Origin of the sequence: Streptococcus sp. HMSC073F11, from assembly GCF_001810785.1 — a bacterium.
Taxonomy (GTDB): domain Bacteria; phylum Bacillota; class Bacilli; order Lactobacillales; family Streptococcaceae; genus Streptococcus.
Genome location: NZ_KV802690.1, coordinates 392,317 through 418,073 on the forward strand (window position 1 = coordinate 392,317; position 25,757 = coordinate 418,073).

Here is a 25,757-nt window from a genome sequence, read left to right on the forward strand (position 1 = left end):
TGGTCTAAAAAATATGATATAATCATTACGATTGTTTCAAGTTAAAAAGGAGTTTAATATGTCTGGTAGTCTAGTAGTATATCTTATAATTGCAATTGCAATTATATTGCTGATTTCATATGCTATAGCAATTTATGTACGGAAACGCAATGAAAGTAAATTAGCAATTTTAGAAGAGAAAAAAGAAGAGCTGTACAATCTTCCAGTTAATGATGAAGTTGAAGCTGTAAAAAATATGCACTTGATTGGACAAAGTCAAGTGACTTTCCGTGAATGGAACCAAAAATGGGTTGACCTATCTCTTAACTCTTTTGCCGATATCGAAAATAATCTTTTCGAGGCAGAAGGTTATAACAATTCATTCCGTTTTTTTAAGGCTAGTCATCAAATTGACCAAATCGAGAGCCAAATTACCTTGATTGAAGAAGATATTGCGGCAATTCGCAATGCCTTGGCAGATTTGGAGAAACAAGAATCTAAAAACAGCGGTCGTGTTCTTCATACCTTGGACTTGTTTGAAGAGTTGCAACACCGAGTGGCTGATCATTCTGAAGAATATGGCCAAGGTTTATCTGAAATCGAAAAACAATTGGAAAATATCCAATCAGAGTTTTCTCAGTTTGTTACTTTGAACACTTCAGGTGACCCAGTAGAAGCTGCTGTGATTTTGGATAATGCTGAAAATCATATCTTGGCTTTGAGTCACATTGTTGACCGCCTGCCAGCGATTGTAAAAACATTATCTAAAGAGCTACCTGATCAATTGGAAGATTTGGAGGATGGTTACCGTAAGCTTTTAGATGCTAACTATCATTTTGCTGAAACGGATATTGAATCTCGCTTCCAATTGCTTTATGAATCTTTGAAGAAAAACCACGAAAATATTGCACAATTAGAGTTGGATAATGCTGAGTATGAAAATACTCAAGTTCAAGAAGAAATCAATGCACTCTATGATATCTTTACACGAGAAATCGCTGCTCAAAAAGTAGTAGAAGGCTTAGTTACAACCCTTCCTACATATTTGAAACACATGAAAGATAGTAATGCTGTTTTAGTGGAAGATATTCAACGATTGAGTAACAATTACCTACTATCTGAAACAGATGTTAGTCATGTTCATAGATTACAAGCTGAGTTAGAATCTTTAGAAGAATCTGTATTGGAACTAACTTCTGAACAAGAGGAACATTCTGAACCTTATTCATTCCTTGAAGATCGTTTGGAAAACTTACAAGCGACTTTGAAGGAAATTGAAGATGAACAAGTTGCGGTTAGTCAACGTCTTGCTCAGATTGAAAAAGATGATATCAATGCTCGCCAGAAGGCAAATGTTTATGTTAATCGTCTTCACACAATTAAGAGATATATGGAAAAACGCAATCTTCCAGGTATTCCTCAGAATTTCTTACAGTTGTTCTTTACAGCAAGTAACCATACTGAAGAGTTGATGGCTGAACTAGAAGAAGCTCGGGTCAATATAGAAGCTGTGAACCGGATGCTTGAAATTGCAACAAATGATATAGAAGCACTTGAAGAAGAAACCTATAATATTGTTCAATATGCAACGTTGACAGAACAATTGCTACAGTATTCGAACCGTTACCGCTCATTTGATGAACGAATTCAAGAAGCCTTTAATGAATCATTAGAAATTTTTGAAAAAGAATTTGATTATCATGCTTCATTTGATAAGATTTCGCAAGCTTTGGAAGTTGCAGAACCAGGTGTAACCAACCGTTTTGTCACTTCATACGAAAAAACACGTGAGACGATTCGTTTCTAACATAATAAAAAAGATTTGGTTCTGTAGTAAGCAGCACCAAATCTTTTTTATTTATTTATTGTTTTTAAAAATGCCCAGTTACCAATTGATTTTGATCCGTATTCTAGATCCATAAAGTCCAGTAATACATAATCGTTTTTTTCGTAGAATGAGACATTTCTAGCTGTACTAGTTATGAGTCCCAAGTGTTTACAGCCTTTTGATTTGACATAAGGTTCAATCCCTTGTGTCAGAAAAGTACTGCCTATTCCCTGCCCCTTACTTTCTATATTGACAGCTAAGGCCATCAAATACCAATCAAACTCTCCAGATTTTTCTAAATGCTTTTTGGAACGTTTTACAAAGTCAAAGTATTTAAGGAGATTTTGTGGTCGAATGTAGCGAAAAATGTTTGTTCCTCCATTTCGTAGATAGGATAGTATACAGAAATCTTTTTGTTGCAAAAGGGCGACTGCAAGTAAGTCTCTATCCTGTTCCGCAATTAAACAGTTTCCCTTCTTAATATAGACTCTAGTAAGCAGAATTTGCAACGTTTCTACAAAAGCAGGATAGGAGTCAGGTTTCTTCAAATCATCAGTTATAATCGTTAAAAAGGGATAGTCAAGAAAGGAATTGGCTAATAATTTTCCAATTTTTTCGCTTTCTTCAATTCTTGCCTCTCTATATATGATGTCTCCCATGTTTGTCTCCTTAATTATCTACAAAATCTTGTATGACAAGATTTTATAGATAAAAAATTGGAGATGATTTAAAAAGCTAAATAAACCTAATTTTGTTCCATAAGGTTCAAAGCACTTTCTAATCTCTCCAAGATTTTATTTGGTTGGAATCGAAATTCCAATTAATTTTTCTGAATAGAGGGTTTTGATATTGGCCTCATCAATAGAGTCCTTATCAATTTTACGTTTCAAGAAAAATTCTTGAATAGCTTCGATTTCAGGTTCTCGAATAGCGCGGTGTTTGTTTGAGATGAGGATTTCATAGTGAAGCGGAGCTTGGGTAAAAATAACATCGGTATTCCCTGCAGAATAGACCTCAACAAGGGTTGCGTCTGTACTTTCTAGCTGGCTTTTAACAAGTTGCGAGTGTGAGTTTGTCGTATTGATTAGCTTCATAACATTTCCTCCGATTTTCTAATTCTATTATAGCACTTTTTGAATAAAGTGGCTGGATTTAGTCAATCTTATGCTGTTTTTTCCATGATTGGATTGCCCATTTATGGCTACCACGTTTGAGATTTTCAATAGCTTCATCAATAGGGAACCAGGCAATATGATTAAAGTCTTCTAGTGGCTTTTGCACTTCTTTGAAAGAAGTTGCTTCATAGAGGTAGGCAGGATTGTAGTAGTAGGTGTCACGATGACGAGAGTAGAAATATTCGTCAGCTTGTCCGTAATAGGCACCAATTTCAGCTGTGAAGCCAAGCTCTTCAATCAATTCACGTTTTAGGGCTTCCTGATGGTTCTCACCAGCTTCAATTTCGCCACCTGGTAGGAACCAAGCGCCATTGGGTGCTTGAACAAGAACAATTTGTTTTTGTTCAGCATCAGGTATAACTGCATATACGCCATAGCGTGAAACATAGTCTGTATTCGCTTTTTTTTCTCCGAAAGTTGGGTTTGCCATTGCATTTTCCTCATTATCTATTATCTTTATTATTATCTTAATGGACAAAGGCCTAGCTGTCAAGAATTTATAGTTATTTTAGTAAAAAGGAGCAGAAAATTTTCATTTTCTACTCCTTTTCTATAGGATTTATACTTCTTTTTCAGAAGTCTTTACTTCAGCTTTTTTGGCAGATTTGATTTGAATGTTACCCTTGCTGGTCATCACTGCCTTGAGGTCTTTTTCGCTTGGATTTTCAAGGTAGTAGTCAGTGATTGCGTCCTCAATATAGTCTTGAATAGTACGACGAAGTGGGCGTGCTCCCATTTTTGGATCATAACCAAGGTCAACCAATTTTTCCTTGACCTTGTCGGTTACATCCAAATGAATGTTGTTGCTAGAAAGACGTTTGTTAACATTTGCAAGCATAAGCTCGACAATCTGAAGGAGGTTATCTTTGCTGAGAGCCTTAAATTCGATAATACCATCAAAACGGTTCATAAACTCTGGGCTAAAGAAGTTACCGAGTTCACCAAGAACAGAGTTGGTACGTCCTTCTCTAGCAGCACCAAATCCAACGCTAGCTTCTGCCTTACCTGTACCTGCATTTGAAGTCATGATGATGATGGCGTCCTTGAAGCTAACGGTACGTCCTTGTCCATCTGTTAAACGACCATCGTCCAAGACTTGAAGGAACATATGCATGACATCTGGATGGGCTTTCTCTACTTCATCCAAGAGGATAAGAGAATATGGATTGCGACGAACTTTTTCAGTTAATTGCCCAGCCTCATCGTAGCCAACATAACCTGGAGGGGCACCGACTAATTTCGCCACACTGTGTTTTTCCATATATTCACTCATATCAAAGCGAATCATACTGTCAGCAGAACCAAAGAGTTCGATAGCTAATTGTTTGGAAAGTTCTGTCTTACCGACTCCAGTTGGCCCAACGAAAAGGAAACTTCCGATTGGGCGGTTAGGGGTACCGAGACCGACACGATTACGGCGAATAGCCTTGGCAATCTTATCGACAGCATCATCTTGTCCAATAACATGAGACTTGAGGTCTTCGGCTAGATGGATGAGTTGAGATTGTTCTTTCTCTTTTAAATCACCAACAGGAATATTGGTTTTCTGCTCGATAATGTGCTCAATGGTTTTCTCACTAATGATAGGAGTATCTTGGTCTGTGACCTTTTTCTTTTGCATTTCCTTATACTTGGCAATCTGGTCACGGAAGTAGGCGGCCTTCTCAAAATCTTCTTCTCGTGTAGCTTGAGATTTAAGATTTTCAGCCTCAATCAAGCGCTGATCGATTACTTTAGGATCCACAAAATTCAAGGTCAAGTTCATCTTAGAACCAGCTTCATCTAGGAGGTCAATGGCCTTGTCAGGCAAGAAGCGATCTTGGATGTAGCGATTGGACAGAGTTGCAGCTGCTTCAATTGCAGCATCGGTATACTGAACGTGGTGGTAGTCTTCGTATTTCTTTTGAATGCCTTTGAGGATAGTAATTGTTTCCTCCACTGTTGGTTCATCCACTTTAACAGGTTGCATACGACGCTCTAGGGCTGCATCTTTTTCAATGATACGGTATTCATTGAGGGTAGTAGCACCGACCAATTGCAGCTCTCCACGAGCAAGGGCGGGCTTGAGGATATTTCCTGCATCCATATTGCCATCGCCCGCAGAACCAGCACCGACAATTTCATGGATTTCATCGATAAAGAGGATGATGTCCTCACGTTTGCGAATTTCTTCCATGAGTTTTTGCATGCGTTCTTCAAATTGTCCACGGATACCCGTTCCTTGAACTAAGCTAACCACATCCAGACGGATGACTTGTTTTCCTTGTAGTTTATGGGGAACATCTCCATCAACTATTTTCTGAGCTAGACCTTCGACAACGGCAGTTTTTCCGACACCTGGTTCACCGATAAGAACAGGATTATTCTTGGTTCTGCGATTGAGAATTTCTATGACACGGATAATCTCATCGTCGCGCCCAATAACGGGGACAATATCTCCACGACGGGCAATTTCAGTTACGTTGATACCAAATTCTTCCAGTAGGCCTTTTTCTTGGCTTGGTGGAGGAGTTTGAGCAGGTCCACGATTTTGGGAACCATAACCGCCATTTCCACCGTAACCTCCACCTGATTGGGTTGGGGGAGTCGGAGGAGTATTGTTAGAAGGCCTGAAATTGTTTAGGTCATTGAAGAAATCACCAAAGGGATCAAAGTCACGATTGTTCAGATCCGTAATACCTTTAAAGAGGCTATTGTTAGGATCTGTCTTGATAATCTTATAGCAGTTTTGACAGAGGTCAATTTGTTTTTGCTTTCCATTGAGATTGGTATAAAGATGAATCGTTGAGTCATTGATTTTACAGTTTTGACAAAGCATACATCTACCTCATTTCTTTATTTAGCCTGACCTGTTTAATGGTCAAAAATAGTCAAATTTCTATACTCTCATTATAACAGGATTGGGGTGTAAAGCAAGTAAAAAGATTGCAGCTTTGAGAAGTTGTTACAATGAAGAACTTTGTGGATTTGGACTATAAAAAAATCCTATTTGTGAGACAAAAAGGATTTTGGTTAGACATGCAGGGTGTAATCCCAGCTTGTTTTGTATTAGTAAAGAAGTTCGTAAATTTCCATTGCAATCAAGTCAATGCTATCAAACGTATAAGTTTCGCGAGCTTCGACATCACGAAGGGTAAAGATTGAGCCGTTTTCTTCGTCGTGACTGTATGCAACTTCTGCAACAACAACTCCTTCGCGTTCAAAATTACGTTTTAAATTTCCGCCGTCTTTTGCCATTGCTTCAAGGCGGTTGATGATTCTAACCAAATGTGATTCCATTTTGATTCTCCTTCATTTCTTATCGTTACTATTTTACCATAAAGGAGGCCAACTTGCCTAGAAAAAACTAAGATTTCTCGCTAATTCTACTAGCTTAAAGTTTTTTTGAATAAATTAGACAAAAGATTTGAATTTTAATTCAATTGATGTTATAATCATACAGTATTCTATTTTAGAAAGCAGTGTGACTATGAATTTTTCTTTTTTACCTAAGTATTTACCTTATTTTAACTATGGGGCTGTTGTGACGGTTCTCATTTCTATCTGTGTTGTCTTTTTGGGAACTATTTTGGGTGTTGTCTTGGCTTTTGGGCAACGTTCAAAGTTTAAACCGCTTGTTTGGCTAGCCAACTTGTACGTTTGGATTTTCCGCGGGACGCCAATGATGGTTCAGATTATGATTGCCTTTGCTCTTATGCATATCAATGCTCCGACTATTCAGGTTGGGATTTTAGGTGTTGACCTTTCTCGTCTGATTCCAGGGATTTTGATTATTTCTATGAACAGTGGTGCTTATGTTTCTGAGACTGTTCGGGCTGGGATTAATGCGGTTCCTAAGGGGCAGTTAGAGGCGGCCTATTCTTTAGGGATTCGTCCTAAAAATGCGATGCGCTATGTGATTTTGCCACAAGCTATCAAAAATATTTTGCCAGCATTGGGGAACGAATTTATCACTATTATCAAGGATAGTTCCCTCTTATCAGCTATCGGTGTTATGGAGTTGTGGAATGGAGCTACAACAGTTTCTACAACAACCTATCTACCTTTAACACCACTTTTATTTGCAGCCTTTTACTACTTGATTATGACCTCTATTTTGACAGTAGCCTTGAAAGCTTTTGAAAAACGAATGGAACAAGGAGATAAAAAATAATGACAGAGACCTTGATAAAAATTGAAAATTTACATAAATCTTTTGGAAAGAATGAAGTATTGAAGGGCATCAACCTCGAGATTAAAAGAGGAGAAGTTGTCGTTATCATTGGTCCTTCAGGAAGCGGAAAATCTACCTTGCTTCGTTCTATGAATTTGTTGGAAGAAGCAACAAAAGGGAAGGTTATCTTTGAGGGAGTTGATATTACGGACAAGAAGAATGACCTGTTTGCCATGCGTGAGAAGATGGGCATGGTTTTCCAACAATTTAATCTCTTTCCTAATATGACTGTGATGGAAAATATTACCTTGTCTCCTATCAAGACCAAAGGTGAAAGTAAGGAAGTTGCAGAGAAGAGAGCTAAGGAGCTTTTGGAAAAAGTTGGCTTACCAGATAAGGCAACTGCTTATCCACAGAGTTTGTCAGGTGGCCAGCAACAGCGGATTGCTATTGCGCGTGGCTTAGCTATGGAACCAGATGTTTTGCTCTTTGACGAGCCAACTTCAGCCCTGGACCCTGAAATGGTAGGTGAAGTGTTGGCTGTTATGCAAGACCTAGCCAAGTCAGGAATGACCATGGTTATCGTAACACATGAGATGGGATTTGCTCGTGAGGTGGCAGACCGTGTCATCTTTATGGCAGACGGTGTGGTTGTTGAAGACGGAACACCTGAACAGATTTTTGAACAAACTCAAGAACAACGGACTAAAGACTTCTTGAGTAAGGTTTTATAAGTTAGCTTTGTTTAGCTATTTGTAGCCAACTTTACATATAAAATATAGATTAATGAAAAGCTCGAACCGAGCTTTTTCTTATAGTTTGAAACTATAAGATAGCCTAGGAAAGAAGTGTTAGAGGGGATTAGCAGTTTTTGGTATAATGGAAGATATTTGAAAGAAAAGAGAAGTGATATGACACAGATTATTGATGGGAAGGCTCTGGCAGCTAAGTTACAAGGACAGTTGGCTGAAAAGACTGAAAAATTAAAGGAAGAGACAGGTTTAGTACCTGGTTTGGTAGTGATTTTGGTTGGGGATAATCCAGCAAGCCAAGTCTATGTTCGTAACAAGGAGAGGTCAGCCCTTGCGGCTGGTTTCCGTAGTGAAGTTGTGCGAGTTCCAGATACCATTACTCAAGAGGAATTGTTAGACTTGATTGCCAAATACAATCAAGATCCAGCTTGGCATGGAATTTTGGTCCAGTTACCATTACCAAAACATATTGATGAAGAGGCGGTTCTATTGGCCATTGATCCAGAAAAGGATGTGGATGGTTTCCATCCCCTAAACATGGGACGTCTCTGGTCTGGTCATCCAGTCATGATTCCTTCTACACCTGCAGGAATTATGGAAATGTTTCATGAATATGGGATTGACTTGGAAGGTAAAAATGCGGTCGTCATTGGTCGTTCCAATATCGTTGGAAAACCTATGGCCCAGCTTCTTTTGGCAAAGAATGCGACAGTGACTTTGACCCACTCACGGACTCATAATCTTGCCAAGGTGGCTGCTAAAGCAGATATTCTGGTTGTTGCAATCGGTCGTGCTAAGTTTGTGACTGCTGACTTTGTAAAACCTGGTGCGGTTGTCATCGATGTCGGGATGAACCGCGATGAAAATGGTAAGCTCTGTGGGGATGTTGATTATGAGGCAGTTGCCCCACTTGCTAGCCATATTACGCCAGTTCCTGGAGGTGTAGGTCCTATGACCATTACTATGCTGATGGAGCAAACTTATCAAGCAGCACTCCGGACATTGGATAGAAAATAAGAGAAAAATTTTCTGAGGAAAGTGTATTTTCTATAGCTATATCTAAAATGGCAGAAATGAATATTAAATTTTAGAAATAAGTTTATAAAAGGAGGTATGCGCCTCCTTTTTGTTGTATAATAAATGCGAGAGGAAAAAAGATGAAAGTGATTGATCAAACCTTACTAGAAAAAGTCATTATTGAACGTTCTCGTACCAGTCATAAAGGAGACTATGGTTGTTTGCTGTTGCTGGGTGGGACTTATCCTTATGGTGGTGCTATCATCATGGCTACTTTGGCAGCTGTTAAAAGTGGAGCTGGTTTGGTGTCTGTTGGAACAGATAGGGAAAATATCTCGGCTTTGCACAGTCATTTACCTGAGGCTATGGCCTTTTCTCTTCAAGACCAGCAATTGTTAAAAGAGCAATTGGAGAAGGCAGAAGTTGTTTTGCTGGGACCTGGTTTACGAGACGATGCTTTTGGAGAAGATCTAGTCAAACAGGTCTTTGCTAGCTTAAAAAAGAATCAGATTTTGATTGTAGACGGAGGGGCCTTAACCATCCTTGCTAGGACAAGTTTGTCGTTTCCATCTAACCAGCTTATCTTAACTCCTCACCAAAAAGAATGGGAAAAGCTGTCTGGAATTACGATTAAAAAGCAAAACGAAGATACAACAGCTAGTGCCCTGACTTCTTTCCCTCAAGGAACAATTTTGGTAGAAAAAGGTCCAGCTACTCGTATTTGGCAAGCTGGCCAATCTGATTATTACCAGTTACAGGTTGGCGGTCCCTATCAGGCGACTGGGGGAATGGGAGATACTCTTGCTGGAATGATTGCAGGATTTGCAGGCCAATTCCGACAGGCCAGTCTCTACGAACGTGTGGCAGTAGCAACCCATCTTCATTCAGCCATAGCCCAAGAACTAGCTCAAGAACATTATGTGGTCTTGCCGACGGAAATCAGCTCTTATCTGCCCAAAATAATAAAAAAAATATCTCAAAAAGGCACCTGATCGTTTCAGGCGCCTTTATATCTTTTAGAAAAATCCTTTAATCTTTCCAACGAGGCCATCTAGACCTTCTGAACCAGAAATCAACTGCTGAGCTTGGGAGAAGTATTCTCCAAGCTGTTCTTGATTTTCTGCAACAAATGTTTTTGCAGCTTCAAAATCTTTTGTCTCGATTAGTTCTTTTACTTGATTAAACAAATCTAATGGGTTCATCTTATTTCTCCTTTTCTGTACTTACCTATTTAATCATCTTTATGATAAAAAATCAACTTTAATTTTTAAAGAGCTTTCGAAATCTAGATTTGGGAATTTTTGATCTGTATACAAGCATGGAGAAAGAAAATTAGAAATCATAGATAAAAATGTTCGGTTTTTTTCAGTGTATCCATGAAATAAAAAGTGATACATGTTATAATAAAGTTAGCTCTTTAATGGAGGTGTTTGAGTGGAAAATCTGAAGAAAATGGCAGGTATCAAGGCTGCTGAATTTGTCAATGATGGCATGGTTGTCGGACTGGGAACGGGGTCTACTGCCTATTATTTCGTAGAAGAAATCGGTCGTCGTATCAAGGAAGAAGGCTTGCAGATTACAGCTGTAACGACTTCTAGTGTGACCAGTAAACAGGCTGAAGGTCTTAATATCCCGCTCAAGTCTATTGACCAAGTAGACTTTGTCGATGTGACAGTCGACGGGGCGGATGAAGTGGATGGTCAGTTTAATGGAATCAAAGGCGGTGGTGGTGCCCTTCTGATGGAGAAAGTTGTCGCAACGCCTTCAAAAGAATACATTTGGGTGGTGGATGAAAGCAAGCTAGTAGACAAACTAGGTGCTTTTAAATTGCCAGTAGAAGTGGTTCAGTATGGCGCAGAACAGGTCTTTCGTCGTTTTGAGCGAGCTGGCTACAAACCAAGTTTCCGTGAAAAAGACGGCCAACGTTTTGTGACCGATATGCAGAATTTTATCATTGACCTTGCTTTGGATGTCATTGAAGATCCAATTGCTTTCGGACAAGAATTGGACCATGTGGTTGGCGTCGTGGAGCACGGCTTATTCAACCAAATGGTGGATAAGGTCATCGTTGCTGGACGAGACGGGGTTCAGATTTTAACTTCAACAAAAGCAAGATAACTAAAATAATAAGGAGATACACTATGTCAAAATTTAATCGTATTCACTTGGTGGTATTAGATTCTGTAGGAATCGGTGCTGCACCAGATGCTAATAACTTTGTCAATGCAGGGGTTCCAGATGGAGCTTCTGACACATTAGGACACATTTCAAAAGCAGTTGGTTTGAATGTCCCAAACATGGCTAAAATTGGTCTTGGAAATATTCCTCGAGAAACTCCTCTTAAGACTGTTCCAGCTGAAAGCAATCCAACAGGATATGCAACAAAATTGGAAGAAGTATCTCTTGGTAAGGATACCATGACTGGACACTGGGAAATCATGGGCCTTAACATTACAGAACCTTTCGATACTTTCTGGAATGGATTCCCAGAAGAAATCTTGACAAAAATTGAAGAATTCTCAGGACGCAAGGTCATTCGTGAAGCTAACAAACCTTACTCAGGTACAGCCGTTATCGATGACTTTGGACCACGCCAGATGGAAACTGGGGAGTTGATTATCTATACTTCAGCTGACCCTGTTTTGCAAATTGCTGCCCACGAAGACATCATTCCTCTGGATGAATTGTATCGTATCTGTGAATACGCTCGTTCGATTACCCTTGAGCGCCCAGCCCTTCTAGGTCGCATCATTGCTCGTCCATATGTTGGTGAGCCAGGTAACTTTACTCGTACAGCAAACCGTCGTGACTTGGCCGTATCTCCATTTGCACCAACTGTTTTGGATAAACTCAATGAAGCAGGTATCGATACTTATGCTGTTGGTAAAATCAATGATATCTTTAACGGTGCGGGTATCAACCATGATATGGGTCACAACAAGTCAAACAGCCACGGAATTGATACACTATTGAAGACCATGGGTCTTGCTGAGTTTGAAAAAGGATTCTCATTCACAAACTTGGTGGACTTTGATGCCCTTTACGGCCACCGCCGCAATGCTCACGGTTACCGTGATTGCTTGCATGAGTTTGATGAGCGCTTGCCTGAAATTATCGCAGCCATGAGAGAGAACGACCTTCTCTTGATTACTGCGGACCATGGAAATGACCCAACGTATGCAGGAACAGACCACACTCGTGAATATATTCCATTATTGGCCTACAGCCCTGCCTTTAAAGGAAATGGTGTCATTCCTATCGGACATTTTGCAGATATCTCAGCGACAGTTGCGGATAACTTTGGTGTTGAAACTGCCATGATTGGGGAAAGTTTCTTAGATAAATTGGTATAAGATGACGCGATATGCTTTACTTGTTCGGGGCATTAATGTCGGTGGGAAAAATAAAGTTGTCATGGCGGAGCTTCGGCAAGAACTGACAGAGTTGGGACTGGAAAAAGTTGAAACCTACATCAACAGTGGCAATATTTTCTTTACTTCGACAGCTCCCAAAGCCCAATTGGTTGAAAAGTTAGAGGCTTTCTTTGCAGTCCATTATCCATTTATTCAGAGTTTTTCTTTGCTGAGTCAGGAAGATTATGAAGAAGAGCTGAAGAATCTGCCAGATTGGTGGACCAAAGATTTGGCACGAAAGGATGTCCTCTTTTACACGGAGGGCTTGGATGTGGCTCAAGTCATTGAGACAGTTGAAAGTTTGGAACTGGAAGATGAAGTCGTTCATTTTGGAAGACTTGGGATTTTCTGGGGGAAATTCTCTGAAGAATCATACTACGAAACAGCCTATCACAAATACTTACTCAAGATGCCTTTCTACCGCCAAATCACCATTCGTAATGCTAAAACTTTTGACAAAATCGGTCAAATGCTAAAAAACTAATAAAGGAGACACACAATGACATTTTTAGATAAGATCAATGAAACAGCTGCCTTCCTGAAAGACAAGGGAATCCAAGCACCTGAGTTCGGTCTAATCCTTGGATCAGGACTTGGAGAATTGGCAGAAGAAATCAAAAATCCAGTTGTAGTAGACTATGCAGATATTCCCAACTGGGGCCGCTCTACAGTAGTTGGTCACGCTGGTAAATTGGTATATGGTGACCTTGCAGGTCGAAAAGTCTTGGCTCTTCAAGGTCGCTTCCATTTCTACGAAGGCAATCCTCTTGAAGTCGTGACTTTCCCAGTTCGTGTCATGAAAGTTCTTGGATGTGAAGGTGTCATTGTAACCAATGCAGCTGGAGGTATTGGATTTGGTCCTGGTACCTTGATGGCTATCTCAGACCATATCAATATGACGGGGCAGAACCCATTGATGGGTGAAAACTTGGATGATTTTGGTCCACGTTTCCCAGATATGTCTAAAGCCTACACACCAGAATACCGTGCTACTGCCCATGAAGTGGCTAAAAAACTTGGTATCAAGCTTGATGAAGGTGTCTATATCGGTGTTACTGGTCCAACTTATGAAACACCAGCAGAAATCCGTGCTTATAAGACACTGGGAGCTGATGCAGTCGGTATGTCTACGGTTCCTGAAGTGATTGTGGCAGCCCACTCAGGCTTGAAAGTTCTCGGTATTTCATGTATTACTAACTTTGCAGCTGGTTTCCAAGAAGAACTCAACCACGAAGAAGTTGTAGAAGTAACCGAACGTGTTAAAGATGACTTCAAGGGCTTGCTTAAAGCGATTATTGCAGAATTGTAATCATGTTAATAGAATTGAGGAGTATTTTTCGAAAGATTCCTTATAATTTTAGATTATTCCTAGCAGTAATTCTGCAAGGAATAGTTTCGGGTTTATCTGGTATAGTTCTCCATTATCTTTTAGAGATTGTAGAGAGTCTAGCTTTTGGTCAGTCAGAGAAACATACTGGATTTTTGACAGATGGTGTTTCCTCGTCACGGATAGGATTAAGTTTAATAATCGTGGGTCTTGGCTCATCCTTGGTCTGGTATTTCTTGCAAAAAGGGTCGAAGATTTATTCCATAAAAGCTCAGATGAAGGATGAGACTGCACAATACAAGCTTCATTTTCAAAAACAGCTATTTCATTCAATTTGGCAGATCATTGCAGTTGGAGGGGGAGCACCTATTGGCAAAGAAGCTGCACCACGAGAAATTGGAACTCTATTTGCAGGACCAGTTGGGAAAATATGTATACTGTCTATGAAGGATCGTATCTTTCTCCTTGCTTGTGGTGCTGGTGCTGGTTTAGCGGCTGTTTATCAGGTTCCATTAACAAGTGTCTTCTTTGTTTTTGAAACCCTAGGAATTGCTCTATCTATTAAACGATTTGTCTTAGTCGGTTTGACTACCTATGTTTCAACTTATATAGCAGGCTTGGTTATTTCAGATCAGGCTCTCTACCAGATTCTAGCCATCACATGGTCCTTAAAGGAAATGTGGATTATTCCCTTATTACTTCTTTTCTTAACCCCACTAGCTTGGCTTTTTGGTCGCTTAAGTAAAGAAGCGTCTTCAAAAAGGATAAAAGATAAACGCATACTTCTCACATTGCCCTCAGCTTTTCTTTTTCTTGTTGGTTTGGCAAGTTATTTTCCACATCTACTTGGAAATGGACGGATGATGGCTCAAGAAGTATTGAATGGTAGTAGTGGCAAAACGGTACTCCTCTTGTTTATCCTAAAAGCATTGGTCGTTCTTATTACTCTATGGGCAGGGGCCTATGGCGGTACACTTACTCCATCTTTTGCCTTGGGGATAGCTGGAGCTGCCCTCCTTGGCATGATTCTAGGTGTGGAAAGCCAGCCAACCACTTTGCTTTTGGGATCCGTTTGCTTTTTGTCTGTGACCTTGAGGGCTCCCTTGTCTGCAACTGGATTAGTAATAGGCTTCACGGGGATAGGTTTAGATTCTCTTCCTTATCTCTTAATAATAGCTTTCCTAGCTTATGACTTTGCAAAAGTATTAGACCGCTTTCCTTTGGGGAGCATACTGTGTAAGATGTCGAAGAATAGAGTAATAAGATAGGGAACGCCCATTTCTTCTAACTAAAAAGATTAAAAAATAGTCTCAATTTATTAATAATTGTTTTAAATAAAAATGAAGTAGGCTTATTGGAGTCTTGATTGAATCCGATTTTTCCTAGCTATAAAATATAAAAGTATATAATAGAAATATATAAAAAAGAAAGGTAGAGTGAGGTGTTCTAATTTGAACACGAGCGGAAAACTTTTCTAAAAACTCAGAAGAGAAGGGGAGTTCGGGCTTGAATTGAATCCGGTCTAATCTTCTCAATATCATCAAAATTAAGAAAGAAAGGAATTGAACCCACCCTAAAAGCAGTGGGAAAAAGATAGTTGGTCTAGCGAGCATCGCTCACTGCACCCAACTCCTATTTTCCCTTTGCTTTTTGACGGGTTTGGTATCTTTCTGATTATAAATTTTAGAATAAAGAAAGGATGGGTTAACTGTATTCATTGAACTGAATACGGGCGGAGAACTGTGTAAAAAAGATAAACTGTCTAGCATCGCGATGCGTCGTCAGTTTCCTATTTTTACTTTGTTCTCTGTCGCTATCCTAAATATGTAAAAAAAGAAAGGTAGAGTGAAGTGTTCTAATTTGAACACGAGCGGAAAACTCGGAAAATAGATAATCTGACTGAGAAATCAGGATTTCTCGTCAGATTCCTAATTTTCAGTCGTTTTCTTGTCGCTCTTTGTATCATAAATTATGTCTATCCATATTGCTGCTCAGCAGGGTGAAATTGCTGATAAAATTCTTCTTCCTGGGGATCCTCTTCGTGCTAAGTTTATTGCGGAGAACTTCCTTGAAGATGCTGTTTGTTTTAATGAAGTGCGTAACATGTTTGGTTACACTGGTACTTACAAGGGTCACCGTGTATCTGTCATGGGAACTGGGATGGGGATGCCATCTATTTCGATTTATGCGCGTGAGTTGATTGTTGACTACGGTGTGAAAAAATTAATCCGTGTGGGAACTGCGGGTTCTTTGAATGAAGATGTCCATGTTCGTGAATTGGTTTTGGCGCAGGCAGCTGCAACCAACTCAAACATCGTCCGTAATGACTGGCCACAGTACGATTTTCCACAAATCGCTAGCTTTGATTTGCTGGACAAGGCCTACCATATCGCCAAAGAACTCGGTATGACAACCCACGTTGGGAACGTTTTGTCTTCTGATGTCTTTTATTCAAACTACTTTGAAAAGAACATCGAACTTGGTAAATGGGGAGTCAAGGCTGTGGAAATGGAAGCAGCAGCCCTTTACTATCTGGCAGCCCAACACCATGTTGACGCGCTAGCTATTATGACAATCTCTGATAGCTTGGTTAATCCAGACGAAGACACAACTGCAGAAGAACGTCAAAATACCTTCACTGATATGATGAAGGTTGGATTAGAAACCTTGATTGCAGAGTAATTATATCTAAAAAGGAAGCCCTTCTTTATGAATTGGAGGACTTCCTTTTCTTATCTAGAAATTGATCTATCTCTTTTTGTGATCTGAGGATGACCACTTTATATGGATAGTTTTTTTGAATCCACTTGTAGCGTTCCTTAGCGGATTTGCTCCGTCCGTCCCAAAGAATCCATCTGATAAACTCCCAATTAAATTGTTCTTGACAACCAGCTGCCATACTTTCTCTGACCTTGCCTCGGTATGTGAGGTATCGTTTAAAGGCTCGTAGCAGACAATTCCAGCGAGAAAAATTGAGAAAGATGATTTGGTCAGCATCCTGCATTCTTTCCTCATAGAAACACCAAGAATAATTCCCATCAATGACCCAAGCTTCATGCTTTGTGAGAAAATTTTCCATCTCGGTCAACATCCATTCACGATCACTGTCTTGCCAACCGGGTTGAAATTGGAGTGTGTCCATGTGAAGTTTTGGGATGGAGTAGCAGTGAGACAGCTTTTCAGCTAGAGTTGACTTACCAGCACCAGAATATCCGATAATTGCGATTTTCATTTTCTACCTTTTCCTATTTGGGGACAAAAAAACAGCCTCTATGGACTGTTTCTTATTTAGCAAGTTTAGCTGAAAGACGAGCTTTATCGCGGCTTGCTTTGTTTTTGTGAATCAAACCTTTAGTTTCTGCTTTATCGATAGCTGAGCTAGCAGCACGGAAAAGTTCTTCAGATGGGTTTGCTTCGAAAGCTTTGATAGCAGTACGCATAGCTGATTTTTGAGCTGAGTTCTTTTCGTTTTGTTTAACGTTCAATTCAGCGCGTTTGATAGCTGATTTAATGTTTGCCAATGTTCTTACCTCCATATTTACTAACTATACCATTATATCTGAAAACTTACGTTTTGACAAGGGAAAATTATTTTTTTAAGTAAATTTCATCGATTTCATGGTTCTTTGTTTTATGAAGAATCACTTCTGCACGATTTCTAGTTGGTTCAATATAATTTTGTAAATTTGTGAGATTGATACTGGTCCAGACCTGATGGGCAAAGGATTCCACTTCCCCAATCGGCATTTGTGTAAAACGATAATAGTAGCTATCAGGGTCGTTTTGGGCTAGGCTCAGCATTTTCAAGAAACGGTCTAGATACCAACTCTCGATGTCATCGACTGCAGCATCAACATAGATGGAAAAGTCAAAGAAGTCAGTAATGTAGAGACGCTCATTTTGTGGATTTTGAAAGACATTTATTCCCTCAACAATGACAAAATCAGCAGCTTTGACGCTCTGCTTTTCCTCAGGTACGATGTCGTAGACTTCATGAGAATAGACAGGAATATCTACATCTTGTCCATTTTTGATGTGATCCAGGAAGTTGAGAAGAGCTTCCATATCATAGCTTTCAGGGAATCCCTTACGATTTAGAATCCCTTGCTCAATCAAGGTCTGGTTGGGATAGAGAAAGCCATCGGTTGTTACCAACTCAACCCTAGCATCTGTAAGCGTACGGGACAGTAAGATTTGAAGTAGGCGACTGGTTGTGGATTTTCCAACGGCAACACTCCCAGAAACCCCAATGATAAAAGGCTGGGATTTGCTTTCACGTTGAAGGAAAATCCCTTTTGAAAAGGCCAAATCATACTTGGTACGCTTGTAAATCTGGATGAGATGGGCTAGGGGGAGATAGACATCGGTAACATCCTGCAAGCTAATCTGGTCATTAAAACTCTTGATGGATTCTAATTCCTCTTCTGTCAAAGGAGGTGTTGTCTTTCGATGTAACGATTGCCAAGTCTGGCGGCTGATTTTTTCAAAATGTAAAAATTCGTTGGTCATTTGTTTTCCCCTAGATATTTTGTTTATCATACCATAAAAAGCTAAAAAAATAAAGCGGTTTCTTGATGATAGTAAACCAATATCGTATAATAGAAGTAGATAGGGTTGACCAATTTCTTGATGAGGTAGGAGCTACTTTCTCCTGACTTATAAGCCAATAAAGGGGGCTTTGGGATTCACAATTTATAGGAGGTGTACTATGAAAATCTTAAAAAGTTATATACTGGAACTCTGTTTTATTTTAAGTTTTGCACTACCTTTTATAAAAGGGGCGAATGCGGATAATGGTAGACGCTTTGTGGAAATCTATTACGGTTTTACTTTTTTGATGGAACATGCTATTGTAACAGCTATCTTTATCTGTTCGCTCTTGATTGCTTGCCTACTAAAAAAACGGTGGACGAAATGGCTTGCTGCTGGTAGTTATTTCTTTTTAGTTCTATGGATTGCTACAGAGGGTTATTTCTTCCGCATGTCGCTAGAAGATTTGGTACGACTTTGGACAAGTTGGGAAATCCTGACAAAAACGTATCAGTTGGGCTTTTATCTAAACATCCTGTTGGGAATTTTGTTGATAATTAAGTATCTGAAGGTTAAGCAATAGTAATAAGAATGCGCCTAATTATAGATGATAAACATTTTGTTATATCCTAATTATGATATTTCTAGTTCTAAATGGCTTATTATTTATAAGTGTTTAAAGAGATTGAAGAAAATGTTTTACTTACTAGCTTTCTTCAGTCTTTTTCGTTTTATTATCAATTTGTAAACGATTTACAATTTAAGTCAAATTATGGTAAAATAGTTTCATGAGTAAAATGTATTATGCAGAAAATCCTGACGCTGCTCACGACATTCATGAGTTGAGAGTGGACTTATTGGGAGAAAAAATGACCTTTTTGACGGATGCGGGTGTTTTTAGCAAGAAAATGGTTGACTTTGGCAGTCAACTCTTGCTCAAGTGTCTAGAGGTCAACCAAGGAGAGACTGTCCTTGATGTAGGGTGTGGTTATGGGCCTTTGGGCTTATCCTTGGCTAAGGCTTATGGGGTTCAGGCGACCATGGTTGATATCAATAATCGTGCCTTGGATTTGGCGCGACAAAATGCTGAACGAAATAAAGTAGAAGCGACGATTTTCCAGTCCAACATCTATGAACAAGTTGAAGGCACATTTGACCATGTCATTTCAAATCCTCCTATCCGTGCGGGCAAGCAAGTGGTTCATGAAATCATTGAGAAAAGTAAAGATTTCTTGGAAACTGGTGGAGATTTAACAATCGTTATCCAGAAAAAACAAGGGGCTCCAAGCGCCAAGTCAAAGATGGAGGAAGTGTTTGGCAATTGTGAAATCGTCAAAAAAGATAAGGGATATTATATCCTTAGAAGTGTGAAAGAATGAGAGCAGTTGATTTAATCCAAAAAAAACGAGATGGTCAAGAACTGACTTCGAGTGAAATTGAATGGCTAGTTGAAGGCTATGTGTCAGGAACTGTCCCTGATTATCAGATGTCTGCCTTTGCTATGGCTGTTTATTTCAAAGGAATGACGACTCGAGAAATATCTGATTTGACCATGAAAATGGTTCAGACAGGGCAAGAGTTTGATTTATCAGCTATTGATGGGGTTAAGGTTGACAAGCATTCTACGGGTGGTGTTGGTGACAAGGTGACCTTGATTTTAGCTCCTTTAGTAGCGAGTTTTGGAGTTCCAGTCGCGAAAATGAGTGGTCGTGGTCTCGGCCATACGGGTGGAACGATTGATAAATTAGAATCAATCAAGGGCTATCAAGTAGAACGTAGTCAAGAGGATTTCATTCATCAAGTTCAGGATATTGGTGTATCTGTCATTGGGCAATCAGACCAGCTGGTCAAAGCGGATAAGCTTCTCTATGCCCTTCGTGATGTGACCGCAACTGTTGACACGATTCCTTTGATTGCGAGTTCGGTGATGAGCAAGAAAATTGCGGCAGGGGCTGATGCTATTTTGCTAGACGTGACTGTCGGTGAGGGTGCCTTCATGAAGACGGTTGATGAGGCGCGTGAATTGGCTAAAACCATGGTGGATTTAGGGAAAGCAGTAGGCCGTAAAACAGTTGCAGTCATTACCGATATGAGTCAGCCCTTGGGACGAGCGATTGGAAATCGCCTTGAAATCCTTGAGGCATTGGAGATTTTACAAGGTCAAGGCCGTCAGGATATTACCCACTTTATCTGCGAATTGGCTCAAATTATGCTTGGTTTGGCTAATGTGAACAAGACAGTGGAAGAAGTTCGCCAACACCTTGAGAATGGTCAAGCGCTGGCTAAGTTTGAGGAAATGGTCCAAGCCCAAGGTGGAGACTTGGAAGACCTCTATCGTCCTGTCAATGTTACCCATGTGGTGGAAATCCCTGCTCATGAAACGGGTGTCATTTCAGCTCTTCCAGCTATGGAATTTGGGCTTTATGCTATGAGACTGGGGGCAGGCCGTGCAGTCAAGTCTGATGCCTTGGACTATGAAACAGGAATTGTTTTTGAAAAGAAAGTTGGAGATTCCGTTCAAAAGGGAGAAATTGTTGCAAAAGTATACACAAATGGAAAAATTTCTCCTCAGCTAGTTACAGATTTTCAAAAATATGTTAAAATAAATGATAGTGTGCAAAGTTTACGAGAAATCATAGAAATAATCTCATAAACTGCAGGAGAATCCGAATATGAAATTAAATAAATATATCGATCATACACTTTTGAAACAAGATGCGACAGAAAATCAAATTGATTGTTTGCTGTCTGAAGCTAGAGAGTATGATTTTGCCAGTGTTTGCGTTAATCCGACCTGGGTTGAACATGCTAAAAAAGGGCTTGAAGGCACAGATGTCAAGATCTGCACAGTAGTAGGTTTCCCTTTGGGAGCAACAATTTCAGCTGTGAAAGCATTTGAAACAAAAGAAGCTATCCAAAATGGTGCAGACGAGATTGATATGGTGATCAATGTTGGAGCTCTCAAAACAGGTAATCTTGATTTGGTTGAATCGGACATCCGTGCTGTTGTAGAAGCAAGTGGTGACAAGTTAGTGAAAGTCATTATTGAAGCTTGTCTTCTTACAGACCAAGAAAAAGTTGTGGCTTGCCAATTAGCTCAAAAAGCGGGAGCTGACTTCGTAAAAACTTCAACTGGCTTTTCAACTGGTGGTGCTACGGTAGCAGATGTTAGATTAATGCGTGAAACAGTTGGACCAGAAATGGGTGTCAAGGCTGCCGGCGGAGCTCGTTCTTATGCAGATGCTCTTGCATTTGTAGAAGCAGGGGCGACCCGTATTGGAACGTCAGCTGGGGTAGCCATTTTAAAAGGAGAATTGGCTGATGGCGACTACTGAGTTGATTGAACTAGCAATTGAAACCAGCAAGAAAGCCTATGTGCCCTATTCTCATTTTCCAGTCGGAGCTGTTTTAGTGACAAAAGATGGTAGCACTTATACAGGTGTCAATATTGAGAATGCTAGCTATCCTTTGACCAACTGCGGAGAGCGTACAGCGATTTTTAAAGCAGTTTCCGAAGGCCAAAGAGAGTTTTCCGAATTGATTGTTTATGGACAAACTGAAAAACCAATCTCGCCATGTGGTGCTTGTCGCCAAGTGATGGCTGAATTTTTTGAACAAGATCTAAAAGTGACCTTAGTCGCAAAAGATAAATCGACGGTCGAGATGACGGTCGGGGAGTTACTTCCATACTCTTTTACAGACTTAAACTAGTCTGAGTCGCTCTCTGAGTGGCACGGTCCTTGTGGCCAACCAATCCATACTTGCAACATCGTTGCACATCTTATTTAGGAGGTTCAGTAATGAACAAGAAACAATGGCTAGGCCTTGGTCTAGTTGCAGTGGCAGCAGTTGGACTTGCTGCATGTGGTAACCGCTCTTCTCGTAACGCAGCTTCATCTTCTGATGTGAAGACAAAAGCAGCAATCGTCACTGATACTGGTGGTGTTGATGACAAATCATTCAACCAATCAGCTTGGGAAGGTTTGCAAGACTGGGGTAAAGAACACAATCTTTCAAAAGATAAAGGTTTCACTTACTTCCAATCAACAAGTGAAGCTGACTACGCTAACAACTTGCAACAAGCGGCTGGAAGCTACAACCTAATCTTCGGTGTTGGTTTTGCCCTTCACAATGCGGTTGAAGAAGCAGCAAAAGACCACTCTGATTTGAACTATGTCTTGATTGATGATGTGATTAAAGATCAAAAGAATGTTGCTAGCGTAACGTTTGCTGATAACGAAGCTGCTTACCTTGCGGGTGTTGCAGCAGCTAAAACAACTAAAACAAAACAAGTTGGTTTTGTAGGTGGTATTGAGTCTGAAGTTATCTCACGTTTTGCAGCTGGATTTAAAGCTGGTGTTGAGTCAGTAGATCCATCTATCAAAGTACAAGTTGACTACGCAGGTTCATTTGGTGATGCTGCTAAAGGTAAAACAATTGCAGCAGCACAATACGCAGCTGGTGCAGACGTTGTTTATCAAGCAGCAGGTGGAACAGGTGCTGGTGTCTTTGCAGAAGCAAAATCACTCAACGAAAGCCGTCCTGAAAATGAAAAAGTTTGGGTTATCGGTGTTGACCGTGACCAAGTAGCAGAAGGTAAGTACACTTCTAAAGATGGTAAAGAATCAAACTTCGTTCTTGTATCTACTTTGAAACAAGTTGGTACAACTGTAAAAGATATTGCTAACAAAGCAGAAAAAGGTGAATTCCCTGGCGGTCAAGTGATCGTTTACTCATTGAAAGATAAAGGGGTTGACTTGGCAGTAACAAACCTTTCAGAAGAAGGTAAAAAAGCTGTTGAAGATGCTAAAGCTAAAATCCTTGATGGAAGCGTAAAAGTTCCTGAAAAATAATTGATGGAAGTCATTTCTTAGGAAGCGGCCCTCGGCCGCTTTTTTAAGAGTTGAGGCAAAGTCATTTTGTCTCAGTAAAGCTTGCTACTAGAGAAACTAGCAAGTTTTATTGAAATAAAATAAGACTCTGAAAGGAAGAGCACATGGCACACGAAAATGTCATTGAGATGCGTGATATTACCAAGGTGTTTGGTGAATTTGTTGCCAACGACAAAATCAACCTACACCTACGAAAAGGTGAAATTCATGCACTTTTAGGAGAAAATGGGGCTGGTAAGTCCACGCTCATGAACATGTTAGCAGGGCTTCTTGAACCAACTAGTGGTGAAATTGTGGTCAACGGTCAAGTTGTCAATCTCGATTCACCATCTAAAGCGGCTAGCTTGGGAATCGGAATGGTTCACCAGCACTTTATGTTGGTAGAAGCCTTCACAGTGGCTGAAAACATCATTTTAGGTAGTGAATTGACTAAAAATGGTGTGCTAGATATCGCTGGAGCTAGCAAAGAAATCAAGGCTCTTTCTGAACGTTATGGCTTAGCTGTTGACCCTTCTGCCAAGATAGCAGATATCTCAGTTGGAGCCCAACAACGTGTAGAAATTTTAAAAACCCTTTATCGGGGGGCTGATATCCTTATCTTTGACGAACCAACGGCTGTCTTGACTCCATCAGAAATTGATGAGTTGATGGCTATTTTGAAAAATCTTGTCAAAGAAGGAAAATCAATTATCTTGATCACCCACAAGTTAGACGAGATTCGCGCAGTTTCTGACCGCGTTACAGTTATCCGTCGTGGGAAATCAATTGAAACTGTCGAAATTGCAGGGGCTACCAATGCTGATTTGGCAGAAATGATGGTAGGTCGTTCTGTTTCCTTTAAAACAGAGAAGCAAGCCTCTCAACCAAAAGAAGTGGTCTTGTCAATCAAAGATTTGGTGGTCAATGAAAATCGCGGTGTCCCAGCTGTGAAAAATCTTTCCTTGGATGTTCGTGCTGGAGAGATTGTTGGTATTGCAGGGATTGATGGAAATGGTCAGTCTGAACTGATTCAAGCCATTACAGGTCTTCGCAAGGTTGAATCTGGTAGCATTGAGCTAAAAGGAGATTCAATTGTAGGATTGCCCCCACGTCAGATTACAGAATTGAGTGTTGGGCACGTTCCAGAAGACCGTCACCGTGATGGCTTGATTTTGGAAATGATGATTTCTGAAAATATTGCCCTTCAAACCTACTATAAAGAACCACATAGTAAAAATGGAATTTTGAACTATTCAAATATTACCTCTTATGCTAAAAAGCTAATGGAAGAGTTTGATGTTCGTGCTGCCAGTGAATTTGTTCCTGCAGCTGCACTTTCAGGAGGAAATCAACAAAAAGCAATTATTGCTCGTGAAATTGATCGTGATCCTGATCTCCTTATCGTCAGCCAGCCAACTCGTGGTTTGGATGTCGGTGCTATTGAATATATCCACAAACGCTTGATTGAAGAGCGTGATAATGGTAAAGCTGTCCTTGTTGTCAGCTTTGAATTGGATGAGATTTTAAACGTCTCAGACCGTATTGCTGTTATCCATGATGGTAAGATTCAAGGTATTGTATCACCAGAAACAACCAATAAACAAGAGCTTGGTGTCTTGATGGCTGGTGGAAACTTGGGAAAGGAGAAGAGTGATGTCTAAAAAATTACAACAAATTTCGGTTCCCTTGATTTCTGTATTCCTAGGAATTTTACTCGGAGCCATTGTCATGTGGATCTTCGGTTATGATGCTATTTGGGGCTACGAAGAATTGTTCTATACAGCCTTTGGTAGTCTGCGTGGGATTGGAGAAATCTTCCGTGCTATGGGGCCTTTGGTCTTGATTGGTCTGGGTTTTGCCGTTGCCAGTCGCGCAGGTTTCTTTAACGTCGGGCTTCCTGGTCAGGCTTTGGCAGGTTGGATTCTCAGTGGTTGGTTTGCCTTGTCTCATCCAGATATGCCACGTCCTTTGATGATTTTAGCAACTATCGTGATTGCCCTGATTGCTGGTGGGATTGTCGGAGCGATTCCAGGTATTCTTAGAGCCTATCTAGGGACGTCAGAGGTTATCGTAACCATCATGATGAACTACATCGTATTGTATGTAGGGAATGCCTTTATCCATGCCTTCCCTAAAGACTTTATGCAAAGTACAGATTCGACCATTCGTGTTGGGGCTAATGCAACCTATCAGACACCTTGGTTGGCTGAGTTGACTGGTAATTCGCGGATGAATATTGGTATTTTCTTTGCCATCATTGCCGTTGCAGTTATTTGGTTCATGCTCAAGAAAACAACCCTTGGTTTTGAAATCCGTGCGGTTGGTCTTAATCCACATGCTTCAGAATATGCTGGTATTTCTGCAAAAAGAACGATTATCCTCTCAATGATTATTTCAGGTGCCTTGGCAGGTCTTGGTGGAGCTGTTGAAGGACTTGGAACCTTCCAGAACGTCTATGTTCAAGGGGCATCTTTAGCTGTTGGATTTAACGGTATGGCGGTTAGTCTGCTTGCGGCCAACTCACCAATTGGTATTCTCTTTGCAGCCTTCCTATTTGGTGTTCTCCAAGTTGGAGCCCCTGGTATGAATGCGGCGCAGGTACCGTCTGAGCTTGTCAGCATTGTAACAGCGTCTATTATCTTCTTTGTCAGTGTTCATTACCTTATCGAACGCTTTGTCAAACCGAAAAAACAAGTTAAAGGAGGTAAGTAA

27 protein-coding genes and 1 pseudogene are annotated in these 25,757 nt (G+C 40.3%); 19 read left to right on the plus strand and 9 right to left on the minus strand.

The features are described from left to right. The first annotated feature begins 58 nt into the window (after positions 1 to 58). Positions 59 to 1,786: a septation ring formation regulator EzrA gene (gene ezrA / locus HMPREF2764_RS03585; RefSeq protein ID WP_070527241.1), complete on the plus strand. Its 1,728-nt coding sequence runs from the start codon at positions 59 to 61 to the stop codon at positions 1,784 to 1,786. Positions 1,787 to 1,833: 47 nt separating this feature from the next. Here ezrA and HMPREF2764_RS03590 read toward each other — a convergent pair whose 3' ends face one another. The 5 genes from HMPREF2764_RS03590 to HMPREF2764_RS03610 form a co-directional block, all read right to left on the minus strand. After that, positions 1,834 to 2,466 (minus strand): GNAT family N-acetyltransferase, encoded by a 633-nt coding sequence (locus HMPREF2764_RS03590; RefSeq protein WP_070527244.1) that lies wholly within the window; start codon positions 2,464 to 2,466, stop codon positions 1,834 to 1,836. 135 nt (positions 2,467 to 2,601) lie between these two features. After that, positions 2,602 to 2,901: a DUF1827 family protein gene (locus HMPREF2764_RS03595; protein WP_000767189.1), complete on the minus strand. Its 300-nt coding sequence runs from the start codon at positions 2,899 to 2,901 to the stop codon at positions 2,602 to 2,604. 58 nt (positions 2,902 to 2,959) lie between these two features. After that, positions 2,960 to 3,412: an NUDIX hydrolase gene (locus tag HMPREF2764_RS03600; protein ID WP_020902950.1), complete on the minus strand. Its 453-nt coding sequence runs from the start codon at positions 3,410 to 3,412 to the stop codon at positions 2,960 to 2,962. A 129-nt stretch (positions 3,413 to 3,541) separates the two neighbouring features. Beyond that, positions 3,542 to 5,800, minus strand: coding sequence for an ATP-dependent Clp protease ATP-binding subunit (locus HMPREF2764_RS03605; protein ID WP_070527247.1), 2,259 nt, complete (start codon positions 5,798 to 5,800; stop codon positions 3,542 to 3,544). Positions 5,801 to 6,030: 230 nt separating this feature from the next. Further along, positions 6,031 to 6,261: a DUF1797 family protein gene (locus tag HMPREF2764_RS03610; protein WP_000443570.1), complete on the minus strand. Its 231-nt coding sequence runs from the start codon at positions 6,259 to 6,261 to the stop codon at positions 6,031 to 6,033. A 190-nt stretch (positions 6,262 to 6,451) separates the two neighbouring features. Between HMPREF2764_RS03610 and HMPREF2764_RS03615 the strand changes: the two genes are divergently transcribed. The 4 genes from HMPREF2764_RS03615 to HMPREF2764_RS03630 all read left to right on the plus strand — a co-directional run bounded on the left by HMPREF2764_RS03615 (position 6,452) and on the right by HMPREF2764_RS03630 (position 9,896). After that, positions 6,452 to 7,135 (plus strand): amino acid ABC transporter permease, encoded by a 684-nt coding sequence (locus tag HMPREF2764_RS03615; protein ID WP_004256547.1) that lies wholly within the window; start codon positions 6,452 to 6,454, stop codon positions 7,133 to 7,135. Next, positions 7,135 to 7,869, plus strand: a complete 735-nt coding sequence (locus tag HMPREF2764_RS03620) for an amino acid ABC transporter ATP-binding protein (protein ID WP_004256549.1) — start codon at positions 7,135 to 7,137, stop codon at positions 7,867 to 7,869. Before HMPREF2764_RS03615 ends, HMPREF2764_RS03620 begins: the two co-directional genes overlap by 1 nt. A gap of 177 nt (positions 7,870 to 8,046) precedes the next feature. Beyond that, positions 8,047 to 8,904: a bifunctional methylenetetrahydrofolate dehydrogenase/methenyltetrahydrofolate cyclohydrolase gene (locus HMPREF2764_RS03625; RefSeq protein ID WP_049499604.1), complete on the plus strand. Its 858-nt coding sequence runs from the start codon at positions 8,047 to 8,049 to the stop codon at positions 8,902 to 8,904. A 140-nt stretch (positions 8,905 to 9,044) separates the two neighbouring features. Continuing rightward, positions 9,045 to 9,896 carry an NAD(P)H-hydrate dehydratase gene (locus HMPREF2764_RS03630; RefSeq protein WP_049499602.1) on the plus strand — a complete coding sequence of 284 codons (852 nt, stop codon included), beginning with the start codon at positions 9,045 to 9,047 and terminating at the stop codon, positions 9,894 to 9,896. A gap of 24 nt (positions 9,897 to 9,920) precedes the next feature. On the opposite strand, the gene HMPREF2764_RS03635 is transcribed toward HMPREF2764_RS03630, so the two are convergent. Then, on the minus strand, positions 9,921 to 10,106 hold the full coding sequence (locus HMPREF2764_RS03635; protein WP_001068558.1) for a hypothetical protein: 186 nt from the start codon (positions 10,104 to 10,106) through the stop codon (positions 9,921 to 9,923). 232 nt (positions 10,107 to 10,338) lie between these two features. Between HMPREF2764_RS03635 and rpiA the strand changes: the two genes are divergently transcribed. The 6 genes and pseudogenes from rpiA to deoD all read left to right on the plus strand — a co-directional run bounded on the left by rpiA (position 10,339) and on the right by deoD (position 16,326). Next, on the plus strand, positions 10,339 to 11,022 hold the full coding sequence (gene rpiA, locus HMPREF2764_RS03640; protein ID WP_033684959.1) for a ribose-5-phosphate isomerase RpiA: 684 nt from the start codon (positions 10,339 to 10,341) through the stop codon (positions 11,020 to 11,022). Positions 11,023 to 11,045: 23 nt separating this feature from the next. Beyond that, positions 11,046 to 12,257, plus strand: a complete 1,212-nt coding sequence (locus HMPREF2764_RS03645; protein ID WP_004256555.1) for a phosphopentomutase — start codon at positions 11,046 to 11,048, stop codon at positions 12,255 to 12,257. Between the two features lies 1 nt (position 12,258). Continuing rightward, positions 12,259 to 12,820: pseudogene (locus tag HMPREF2764_RS03650) on the plus strand (DUF1697 domain-containing protein). Continuing rightward, on the plus strand, positions 12,817 to 13,626 hold the full coding sequence (locus tag HMPREF2764_RS03655; protein WP_033684962.1) for a purine-nucleoside phosphorylase: 810 nt from the start codon (positions 12,817 to 12,819) through the stop codon (positions 13,624 to 13,626). The pseudogene HMPREF2764_RS03650 and the gene HMPREF2764_RS03655 overlap by 4 nt, the downstream one beginning before the upstream one ends. Before the next feature lie 2 nt (positions 13,627 to 13,628). Next, positions 13,629 to 14,912, plus strand: coding sequence for a chloride channel protein (locus HMPREF2764_RS03660; RefSeq protein ID WP_033684963.1), 1,284 nt, complete (start codon positions 13,629 to 13,631; stop codon positions 14,910 to 14,912). A gap of 703 nt (positions 14,913 to 15,615) precedes the next feature. Continuing rightward, positions 15,616 to 16,326 carry a purine-nucleoside phosphorylase gene (gene deoD, locus HMPREF2764_RS03665; RefSeq protein ID WP_000022097.1) on the plus strand — a complete coding sequence of 237 codons (711 nt, stop codon included), beginning with the start codon at positions 15,616 to 15,618 and terminating at the stop codon, positions 16,324 to 16,326. Positions 16,327 to 16,351: 25 nt separating this feature from the next. Here the strand turns inward: deoD and HMPREF2764_RS03670 are convergent, their stop codons facing one another. The 3 genes from HMPREF2764_RS03670 to coaA form a co-directional block, all read right to left on the minus strand. Further along, entirely contained in the window at positions 16,352 to 16,876 is a 525-nt protein-coding gene (locus tag HMPREF2764_RS03670; RefSeq protein WP_020902940.1) for a DNA topology modulation protein, read from the minus strand. A gap of 52 nt (positions 16,877 to 16,928) precedes the next feature. Further along, positions 16,929 to 17,165, minus strand: a complete 237-nt coding sequence (gene rpsT / locus HMPREF2764_RS03675) for a 30S ribosomal protein S20 (protein ID WP_001274000.1) — start codon at positions 17,163 to 17,165, stop codon at positions 16,929 to 16,931. Positions 17,166 to 17,232: 67 nt separating this feature from the next. Next, a complete protein-coding gene (gene coaA / locus HMPREF2764_RS03680) occupies positions 17,233 to 18,153 on the minus strand; it encodes a type I pantothenate kinase (RefSeq protein ID WP_070527250.1) in 921 nt (306 codons plus the stop codon). A gap of 199 nt (positions 18,154 to 18,352) precedes the next feature. Here coaA and HMPREF2764_RS03685 point away from each other — a divergent pair, with 199 nt between their 5' ends. From HMPREF2764_RS03685 to HMPREF2764_RS03720, 8 genes are all read left to right on the plus strand, one after another. Beyond that, complete coding sequence (locus HMPREF2764_RS03685) at positions 18,353 to 18,757, plus strand: hypothetical protein (protein ID WP_000698112.1); 405 nt, start codon at positions 18,353 to 18,355, stop codon at positions 18,755 to 18,757. Positions 18,758 to 18,962: 205 nt separating this feature from the next. Next, positions 18,963 to 19,553, plus strand: coding sequence for a class I SAM-dependent methyltransferase (locus HMPREF2764_RS03690; RefSeq protein WP_004258798.1), 591 nt, complete (start codon positions 18,963 to 18,965; stop codon positions 19,551 to 19,553). Beyond that, the gene (locus HMPREF2764_RS03695) at positions 19,550 to 20,827 is read left to right on the plus strand and encodes a pyrimidine-nucleoside phosphorylase (protein ID WP_064276995.1); all 1,278 of its coding nucleotides are present in this window, start codon (positions 19,550 to 19,552) and stop codon (positions 20,825 to 20,827) included. The genes HMPREF2764_RS03690 and HMPREF2764_RS03695 overlap by 4 nt, the downstream gene beginning before the upstream one ends. A 19-nt stretch (positions 20,828 to 20,846) precedes the next feature. Then, entirely contained in the window at positions 20,847 to 21,509 is a 663-nt protein-coding gene (gene deoC, locus HMPREF2764_RS03700) for a deoxyribose-phosphate aldolase (RefSeq protein ID WP_064276996.1), read from the plus strand. After that, the gene (locus HMPREF2764_RS03705; RefSeq protein ID WP_033686672.1) at positions 21,496 to 21,885 is read left to right on the plus strand and encodes a cytidine deaminase; all 390 of its coding nucleotides are present in this window, start codon (positions 21,496 to 21,498) and stop codon (positions 21,883 to 21,885) included. Before deoC ends, HMPREF2764_RS03705 begins: the two co-directional genes overlap by 14 nt. Positions 21,886 to 21,974: 89 nt before the next feature. Next, positions 21,975 to 23,027 carry a BMP family lipoprotein gene (locus tag HMPREF2764_RS03710; RefSeq protein WP_033681961.1) on the plus strand — a complete coding sequence of 351 codons (1,053 nt, stop codon included), beginning with the start codon at positions 21,975 to 21,977 and terminating at the stop codon, positions 23,025 to 23,027. Between the two features lie 143 nt (positions 23,028 to 23,170). Beyond that, the gene (locus HMPREF2764_RS03715; protein ID WP_033684970.1) at positions 23,171 to 24,706 is read left to right on the plus strand and encodes an ABC transporter ATP-binding protein; all 1,536 of its coding nucleotides are present in this window, start codon (positions 23,171 to 23,173) and stop codon (positions 24,704 to 24,706) included. Further along, entirely contained in the window at positions 24,699 to 25,757 is a 1,059-nt protein-coding gene (locus HMPREF2764_RS03720; RefSeq protein WP_023942990.1) for an ABC transporter permease, read from the plus strand. The genes HMPREF2764_RS03715 and HMPREF2764_RS03720 overlap by 8 nt, the downstream gene beginning before the upstream one ends.

What these genes read in the sequence shown, in the direction of transcription:
- deoC (WP_064276996.1), top strand. Translation starts at nt 20,847, where the DNA reads ATGAAATTAAATAAATATATCGATCATACACTTTTGAAACAAGATGCG.
- HMPREF2764_RS03660 (WP_033684963.1), top strand. Translation starts at nt 13,629, where the DNA reads ATGTTAATAGAATTGAGGAGTATTTTTCGAAAGATTCCTTATAATTTT.
- HMPREF2764_RS03615 (WP_004256547.1), top strand. Translation starts at nt 6,452, where the DNA reads ATGAATTTTTCTTTTTTACCTAAGTATTTACCTTATTTTAACTATGGG.
- HMPREF2764_RS03670 (WP_020902940.1), bottom strand. Translation starts at nt 16,876, where the DNA reads ATGAAAATCGCAATTATCGGATATTCTGGTGCTGGTAAGTCAACTCTA.
- HMPREF2764_RS03625 (WP_049499604.1), top strand. Translation starts at nt 8,047, where the DNA reads ATGACACAGATTATTGATGGGAAGGCTCTGGCAGCTAAGTTACAAGGA.
- HMPREF2764_RS03705 (WP_033686672.1), top strand. Translation starts at nt 21,496, where the DNA reads ATGGCGACTACTGAGTTGATTGAACTAGCAATTGAAACCAGCAAGAAA.
- HMPREF2764_RS03715 (WP_033684970.1), top strand. Translation starts at nt 23,171, where the DNA reads ATGGCACACGAAAATGTCATTGAGATGCGTGATATTACCAAGGTGTTT.
- HMPREF2764_RS03655 (WP_033684962.1), top strand. Translation starts at nt 12,817, where the DNA reads ATGACATTTTTAGATAAGATCAATGAAACAGCTGCCTTCCTGAAAGAC.
- HMPREF2764_RS03600 (WP_020902950.1), bottom strand. Translation starts at nt 3,412, where the DNA reads ATGGCAAACCCAACTTTCGGAGAAAAAAAAGCGAATACAGACTATGTT.
- HMPREF2764_RS03595 (WP_000767189.1), bottom strand. Translation starts at nt 2,901, where the DNA reads ATGAAGCTAATCAATACGACAAACTCACACTCGCAACTTGTTAAAAGC.
- ezrA (WP_070527241.1), top strand. Translation starts at nt 59, where the DNA reads ATGTCTGGTAGTCTAGTAGTATATCTTATAATTGCAATTGCAATTATA.
- coaA (WP_070527250.1), bottom strand. Translation starts at nt 18,153, where the DNA reads ATGACCAACGAATTTTTACATTTTGAAAAAATCAGCCGCCAGACTTGG.
- HMPREF2764_RS03630 (WP_049499602.1), top strand. Translation starts at nt 9,045, where the DNA reads ATGAAAGTGATTGATCAAACCTTACTAGAAAAAGTCATTATTGAACGT.
- HMPREF2764_RS03690 (WP_004258798.1), top strand. Translation starts at nt 18,963, where the DNA reads ATGAGTAAAATGTATTATGCAGAAAATCCTGACGCTGCTCACGACATT.
- HMPREF2764_RS03645 (WP_004256555.1), top strand. Translation starts at nt 11,046, where the DNA reads ATGTCAAAATTTAATCGTATTCACTTGGTGGTATTAGATTCTGTAGGA.
- HMPREF2764_RS03695 (WP_064276995.1), top strand. Translation starts at nt 19,550, where the DNA reads ATGAGAGCAGTTGATTTAATCCAAAAAAAACGAGATGGTCAAGAACTG.
- deoD (WP_000022097.1), top strand. Translation starts at nt 15,616, where the DNA reads ATGTCTATCCATATTGCTGCTCAGCAGGGTGAAATTGCTGATAAAATT.
- HMPREF2764_RS03605 (WP_070527247.1), bottom strand. Translation starts at nt 5,800, where the DNA reads ATGCTTTGTCAAAACTGTAAAATCAATGACTCAACGATTCATCTTTAT.
- HMPREF2764_RS03610 (WP_000443570.1), bottom strand. Translation starts at nt 6,261, where the DNA reads ATGGAATCACATTTGGTTAGAATCATCAACCGCCTTGAAGCAATGGCA.
- HMPREF2764_RS03710 (WP_033681961.1), top strand. Translation starts at nt 21,975, where the DNA reads ATGAACAAGAAACAATGGCTAGGCCTTGGTCTAGTTGCAGTGGCAGCA.
- HMPREF2764_RS03620 (WP_004256549.1), top strand. Translation starts at nt 7,135, where the DNA reads ATGACAGAGACCTTGATAAAAATTGAAAATTTACATAAATCTTTTGGA.
- HMPREF2764_RS03720 (WP_023942990.1), top strand. Translation starts at nt 24,699, where the DNA reads ATGTCTAAAAAATTACAACAAATTTCGGTTCCCTTGATTTCTGTATTC.
- HMPREF2764_RS03685 (WP_000698112.1), top strand. Translation starts at nt 18,353, where the DNA reads ATGAAAATCTTAAAAAGTTATATACTGGAACTCTGTTTTATTTTAAGT.
- HMPREF2764_RS03635 (WP_001068558.1), bottom strand. Translation starts at nt 10,106, where the DNA reads ATGAACCCATTAGATTTGTTTAATCAAGTAAAAGAACTAATCGAGACA.
- HMPREF2764_RS03590 (WP_070527244.1), bottom strand. Translation starts at nt 2,466, where the DNA reads ATGGGAGACATCATATATAGAGAGGCAAGAATTGAAGAAAGCGAAAAA.